A 6,307-nucleotide genomic window follows, 5' to 3' on the forward strand; every position below is an offset into this window, starting at 1 on the left:
TCCACAACCGCCCGGCTACGGAATCGGCGGGCAACAACCGAGATGATGGATCGCTCGAGCTTAAGCATGCTGGCGACACTACGGCGGCCCTTACCAAAACTCTAGACTTTTCGCCGCTTTCGGAGTTTTTAGTAGGCACAGCGCCAGCCCGCAGACCTCAGCACTCTAGCGATGACCCAGAGAATCGAACTGCCCCCGCTCTGGAGCGCGCAACAGCAAGCTCTGGAACCCCGATAGACTCACGCGGGCGTAGTTGCTTGCGGCAGGCGTTCTTCCCGAGGACGCTTCCCCGCAAAATGTTGGCCGGTTCGCAGATGGACCCACCAAAATCGCGAACAGAGAATTTTGCGGGATTCTCGCGCTCAGCCGCGGCCGATGGCATTCTCTGGTTCCACGGCCGCGCGTGAATCGCGCCCCACGCGCCGATTTTATCGCTTCTCCAAAATGTAGGAAAACATGCCAGACTGTGTGGCGGAGAGGGGGGGATTCGAACCCCCGAGACCCTTTCGAGTCTACACGCGTTCCAGGCGTGCGCCTTAAACCGGGCTCGGCCACCTCTCCGCACGCGAACGCAATTATGCATCAGGCAAACCTATCAGGCCACCGCGCTTGATCGCGCCGTACCGGTCGGACTAAAGAAGTCATCAAGAGCCAGTCGCATAGACGGCTCACCATTGGAGAACGCTTAGATGCTGCACACGCCGATTTGCGATTACTTTGGAATCAAATATCCGATTCTGCTCGCCGGGATGGGCGGGGTCGCGATGCACAGGCTGGTGGCCGCGGTTTCCAACGCCGGCGGACTCGGGGTTCTTGGCGCCGCGTCGCTCAGCCCCGACGACCTGCGCGCGGAAATCCGCAAGATTCGCGAGCTGACTGACAAGCCGTTCGCCGTCGATATGCTCGCGCCGATTCCCGACATGATGCGCCCGCACGTACCCGTGATGATCGAGGAAAAGATCAAGGTGTTCGTCGCCGGACTCTCGGTACCGCAGGAATTCGTCAAGGTGATGCACGACAACGGGATGAAGATCGTCGTGATGTGCGGCAAGGTGCATCACGGCGTCAAGTCGCAGGCGGCCGGCGCCGACGTGGTCGTCGCGCAAGGCACCGAGGCCGGCGGCCATACCGGCGAGATCGGGATGCTATCGCTGGTGCCGCAGATGATCGACGCGGTCAAGCTGCCGGTGCTGGCCGCCGGAGGAATCGCCGACGGACGACAGATCGCGGCGGCGCTCACCCTCGGTGCGCAGGGCGTCGTGATCGGAACGCGCTTTATCGCAACGCCCGAGGCGCAGGCGGCGCCGGGCTACCGCGACGCGATCGTAAGGGCGCACGAGGATTCCACCATGCGCACGCGCGCATACACCGGCAAGACCTGCCGCGTCATCCGCACCGAATATGCGCTCGAGTGGGAGAAGGATCCCTCGAAGATTCAACCGTTCCCCATGCAGGCGATGACCTCGCAGCACAACGGAGTCATGAACTTTAGCGGACTCGGCGGCAACCCCTTCGATCCCAATCGCACGTTCATGCCGACCGGACAGGGCGCAGGATTGATCCACGAGATCAAGCCGACGGCGGAAGTGTTCGCCGATTTGTTGCGCGAGACCGAGGCGGCGCTGCAAAAAGCGCAGCAATTGCTGTCGGGCGATCCCGTGCGACAGCATTCTGCGTCGCCGGCGCGGCAGGGGTGACCCCTGCGAATTAATACTGGCCCGTCGTGCCAACGACCGCCCGCCGTTGGCGGGCGCGGCCCCTGCCGCGGGCTTAATACTGCGCTGCCGTCGCCACGGCCAGGGGTGACCCCGCGCGCGCGATCAAACGCCGCGGGAAATGCCCGGCCAGATCTGCTTATGCATCTGCATTTGCAGCCGCGCCGGGATTCGATCCTCGAGTATCCACGCCGCGAGCGCGGCGGGCGCCAGTTGTCCGAGCACGGGGCTCATCAATAGCGCGCCCACGCGCCGGGCAAGGTCGCGCGCGACGATTGCGTCCCTGGCCCATTGGTAATCCGCGCGATCGGCGACTACAAATTTGATCTCGTCGCGGCGGGTCAGATGGTCGAGGTTGCTCCAAAGATTCCGCTCGCATTCGCCGCTGCCCGGACACTTGAGGTCCATGATCTTGATGACGCGCGGGTCGAGCCGGCCGACGTCCACCGCCCCCGACGTCTCGATCATCACGGTCTGGCCGGATTCGAGCATGGCCTCCGCCAGCGGATACACGCCCTCCTGCAGCAGCGGTTCGCCGCCGGTCACTTCGACCAGGTCGCAGCGGTAGCCGCGAATTATTTCGGCGACCTCGGCAATCGGCATCTGGCGGCCTTCGTAGAATGCGTACTCGGTGTCGCACCATTTGCATCGCAGGTTGCATCCGGTTAATCGCACGAACACGCATGGCCGGCCCGCGTGCGTGGATTCGCCCTGGATGCTGTAAAAGATTTCGTTGATATGCAGGCGTTCGGAAGTCATTTTTCGCCGCGATGCGCCGGTCCGCGCGCTCGCGCGGCGTCGCGCGCTTCCTCGATCACGACGCGCAGCGCTACTTTGTGCTCGGCGGCGATTCGCCGGCAGTCATCGTACTCTGGCGAAATCGTAGTCGGCTCGCGCCCATGCGCGCCCGATGTTTTGACCCGAACCATGCCCCATCGCGTCTGGACCTCGTGAATCTCGCGATGCAGTTTGAGGCGCTCGACGCCGTGGAACCGCAGTCCGATCGTCGAGGTCTCCGCAAAGATAATTTCCGCGATCGCGTCGCGGCGCGTGGCCTCGGCGATCACGCCCAGGGTCACCGCCGGGCGGCTCTTCTTCATCATCGTGGGCGTAATCGTCACGTCGCGCGCACCTGCGGCAAACAGGCGATTCATCACATGGTCGTAAATCTGCGGGCTAAGGTCGTCGATATTTGCGGAGATCTCGATCATCTCGTCGCTGTCGAACGCGGCCCGCTCGCGCCCGAGCATCAGCCGCAACACATTGGGCCGATCTTCCAGCTCGCGCGCGCCCGCGCCGTAGCCGATTTTCTCGACTTCGAACCCAAGTGGGATGGCCGCCGGCCGCGCCAGCGCGCGGACCACCGCCGCGCCGGTCGGCGTGACCATCTCGTGCGCACCGTCGCCGATTTTCACCGGGAATCCCGAGAGCAACTCCGCCGTCGCCGGCGCCGGCACGGGAATGACTCCGTGCTGCGAGCGCGTGAATCCACCGCCCATCGGGAGCACAGACACGAGCACGTCGCCGACGCCGAGATGCTCGAGTCCCCATGCCGTGCCGACAATGTCGATGATCGAATCGACCGCGCCGACTTCGTGAAAATGAACGCGGTCGGGCGACGTGTTGTGAATCTTCGCCTCGGCTTGGGCAAGCACTTCGAAGATCGAGATCGCGCGATGCCTGACGGTCGCGGCCAGCGCAGATGCCTCGATCAGCGCGCGAATCTCGGCGAAATGACGCTCCGGCTGCGGCTGGGTCACGGCGACATCGAACTTAAGCGCCGAGATCCCGCTTGAGATTTTGCGCCGGGTCGAGAGCCGATAACCTGCGATCGGCAGCGACTTGATCGCGCGCTCGAATTGGTCAAAGTCCGCACCGCAATCGAGGATTGCGCCGACAATCATGTCGCCGCTGAGGCCGGAGAACGCGTCGAGATAAGCCGTTTTCATCCCGCAACCTTTACATCGTAGCAGGGCGTCGATAGAATCAAAAACTCGGCTCGTGACGGACAGTTCAACCGTGAGGCAAAGAGACCTCCAGCTCTTCAGAAAATTGCTCGAAGGCCGCAAACGCGACATTCTCCAGGAATCGGAGCGCGCGGTCGGCACCATGAACCACGAGTCGGAAGAGGCCTGCGCCGACCCGACCGATCGGGCCGCGCTCGAATCGGATCGCAATTTCCTGCTGCGGATGCGCGATCGCGAGCGCAAGTTGCTCAGCAAAATCAGCGAGGCATTCGCGCGAATCGAAGACGGCTCGTACGGACAATGCGAGGAATGCGGCGGCGAAATCGGGATCGAGCGGCTCAGGGCGCGCCCCGTCACCACGCTTTGCATCGCATGCAAATCCGCACAGGAAGCGCGCGAGCAGAAGATCTGAGTACGCCTCCAACCCGGAAAATCGCACACTGCTATGAAAGTAAATAAGGCGGTCATTCTCGCGGCCGGGATGGGCACGCGGATGCTTCCGTCGTCGAAGGTGATCGCCAAGGAACTTTTGCCGGTGGTGGATACACCGGCGATTCAGGTCGTCGTCGAGGAGGCGGTCGCCTCCGGCATCGCGGAAATCATTCTTGTCATCAGCCCCGGCAAGACCACCGTCGCCGACCACTTCGAGCCCAACGCGGAACTCGAGCGCTATCTCGAAGCCCGCGACAAACGCGACATCCTTGAACTCGTCCGACGCAGCAACAATCCGGCCAGGATCACGATCGCCGAACAGCACCGTCCGCTCGGCCTCGGCCATGCAGTGCTGCAAGCGCGCGAGGCGGTCGGCGACGAACCGTTCGCCGTGATGCTCCCCGACGACATTTTCGATTGCCCGCGGCCGTGCCTGCGCCAGCTCCTGGACGTGGCCGAGACCCGTGACGCGCCGGTGGTCGCGCTGCTCAAGGTCGCGCGCAGCGAGATCTCGAAGTACGGCATCGTCGATTTGAAAGCCGTCGGCGAGCGGACTTACGAACTGCGTGGGATGGTCGAGAAGCCGGCGCCCGAAAAAGCGCCGAGCGAATTCGCAATCATGGGCCGCTACGTGCTGACGCCCGACATCTTCGAACTGCTGGCCGCGGGCAAGCCGGGCGCTGGAGGCGAAATTCAGTTGACCGACGCGCTGATGGCGCTGGCGGGGCGCCGCAAGATTTACGGCTACGAGTTCGAGGGCGTCCGCTATGACCTGGGTGATCGCGTGGGGTTCATCTCGGCGCAAATTGGCTTCGGATTGAAACGCGCCGATCTGGCCGAAAGGTTGCGAGCTTACTTGAAGTCAGTTATCTCACAATAGTAATCGCGTCTCGGTCTTGGATGGGGCAGTAGCTCAGCTGGGAGAGCACTACGTTCGCAACGTAGGGGTCGAGGGTTCAAATCCCTTCTGCTCCACATTTCAGTCTCCAGATTTTTGGAGATGTCAGAGAATCGATCGAAATCGGCGCGTGTGCGCGCTATTTGCGATCACGCATGGACCCGGAGAACGCCCGAGACGGCGGGAATAGCCAGAATCGGGCAGAACCTATCCGGGCGCGATTTTGCTAGGTCCATCCTAAGACTGACCTCGCGCCGAACCGCTCGCCTTATTCACGTCGCGGATCGACCCGCAAAACATGCGCGCCGGCCTGAGCATTCATGGAATCGAGAAGCTTGGCGACCTGCACGATCATCTGTCGTCCCTGGCGGATGACGAACTTTTCGCGCTCCAATCGCGCCAGATGCTCGGTGACTCTTGGCCGCGAGGCGCCGACCAGGTTGGCGATGTCCTTATGGCTGAAAGATACGCGCAGCAGCGTGCCGCGCGATTCCTCGACTCCAAAGTCCGAGCACAGCTCCAGCAGCGCGATGGCTATTCGTTCGTGCAGGCCAAGGTTCAGAAAACTCGAGCTGCGCAGCAGGAGGCGGTACCACTGCTTCAAATCGTTGCTGTGAAATTGCTTGAAGGCGGACTCGGGAGCATTTGGGGTAATGCCGCCGAAGTCAGCCCAGCTCACAGTTCCAACGCGGCAATCGTTGTAAGCCTCGCATTGAAAACCAGACTGACTGAGCGGCAGCGCTGGGAATTCCGGAATCGGTCCCGGCGCCAGCATCGCCACCGTGATACGCTCGTTGCGCGCGTTGCGGCAGGTGATGCGCGCAATTCCTGCCAACAGAATGTGAGCACTTTGGGCCTGCGCAACGTCGCGCAGAATTAACGCGTGTCGTTTGTAGTCGGAAAGCGAGAGCGCACTTGCCAGAAGTTTAAGCTCAGACGGAGAAAGCCACGACAAAACCTTGAGTCGGCTTAGTCTGTCGAGGTCTGTTTCGCGGAAATCTCTTTTCTCATTCAAAATCGCACCGCCCAGGATCGGGCGTATACACCGTTGGCGCTTACAACGGATAAGCCTGAATCTGGAGCATGTTTTAGGCCAAATAAAGTTACGTTCAAGGCCGATTCTGTTACAAAGGGAACAACTCCTCGGTTGTTTCCTCGCACCGATTGTCGTTACATCCGGCGACTGCGCTCGACGGCTGCGATTCGACGGGCGCAAGTTAGACTTAAGGGACACCGAGATCGCTTCAATTTTCCTACCCATGGCACCACGCTCGTCACGCGGCAGATACATCAGG

6 protein-coding genes and 2 tRNA genes are annotated in these 6,307 nt (G+C 61.7%); 4 read left to right on the forward strand and 4 right to left on the reverse strand.

All coding sequences use genetic code 11. The annotated features are described in order from the left end of the window. Positions 1-469: 469 nt before the first annotated feature. Positions 470-561: transfer RNA gene (locus tag VIO10_RS02620), tRNA-Ser, on the reverse strand. 128 nt (positions 562-689) lie between these two features. On the opposite strand from VIO10_RS02620, the gene VIO10_RS02625 reads away from it, so the two are divergent. Beyond that, positions 690-1,697: a nitronate monooxygenase gene (locus tag VIO10_RS02625; RefSeq protein WP_331958911.1), complete on the forward strand. Its 1,008-nt coding sequence runs from the start codon at positions 690-692 to the stop codon at positions 1,695-1,697. A 123-nt stretch (positions 1,698-1,820) separates the two neighbouring features. Here VIO10_RS02625 and VIO10_RS02630 read toward each other — a convergent pair whose 3' ends face one another. Together VIO10_RS02630 and larC are read right to left on the reverse strand one after the other, a co-directional pair. Beyond that, on the reverse strand, positions 1,821-2,474 hold the full coding sequence (locus VIO10_RS02630; RefSeq protein ID WP_331958914.1) for a radical SAM protein: 654 nt from the start codon (positions 2,472-2,474) through the stop codon (positions 1,821-1,823). Next, positions 2,471-3,664, reverse strand: a complete 1,194-nt coding sequence (larC, locus tag VIO10_RS02635; protein WP_331958917.1) for a nickel pincer cofactor biosynthesis protein LarC — start codon at positions 3,662-3,664, stop codon at positions 2,471-2,473. Before larC ends, VIO10_RS02630 begins: the two co-directional genes overlap by 4 nt. Before the next feature lie 70 nt (positions 3,665-3,734). On the opposite strand from larC, the gene dksA reads away from it, so the two are divergent. From dksA to VIO10_RS02650, 3 genes are all read left to right on the forward strand, one after another. Next, complete coding sequence (gene dksA, locus VIO10_RS02640) at positions 3,735-4,094, forward strand: RNA polymerase-binding protein DksA (RefSeq protein WP_331958920.1); 360 nt, start codon at positions 3,735-3,737, stop codon at positions 4,092-4,094. Between the two features lie 33 nt (positions 4,095-4,127). Further along, on the forward strand, positions 4,128-4,994 hold the full coding sequence (locus VIO10_RS02645) for a UTP--glucose-1-phosphate uridylyltransferase (protein WP_331958923.1): 867 nt from the start codon (positions 4,128-4,130) through the stop codon (positions 4,992-4,994). 22 nt (positions 4,995-5,016) lie between these two features. After that, positions 5,017-5,089 (forward strand) — tRNA-Ala (locus VIO10_RS02650). A 191-nt stretch (positions 5,090-5,280) separates the two neighbouring features. Here VIO10_RS02650 and VIO10_RS02655 read toward each other — a convergent pair. Then, positions 5,281-6,307 (reverse strand): Crp/Fnr family transcriptional regulator (locus VIO10_RS02655; protein ID WP_331958926.1); only part of this gene is annotated, 1,027 nt, incomplete at its 5' end.

The organism is Candidatus Binatus sp., from assembly GCF_036567905.1.
Classification (GTDB): domain Bacteria; phylum Desulfobacterota; class Binatia; order Binatales; family Binataceae; genus Binatus.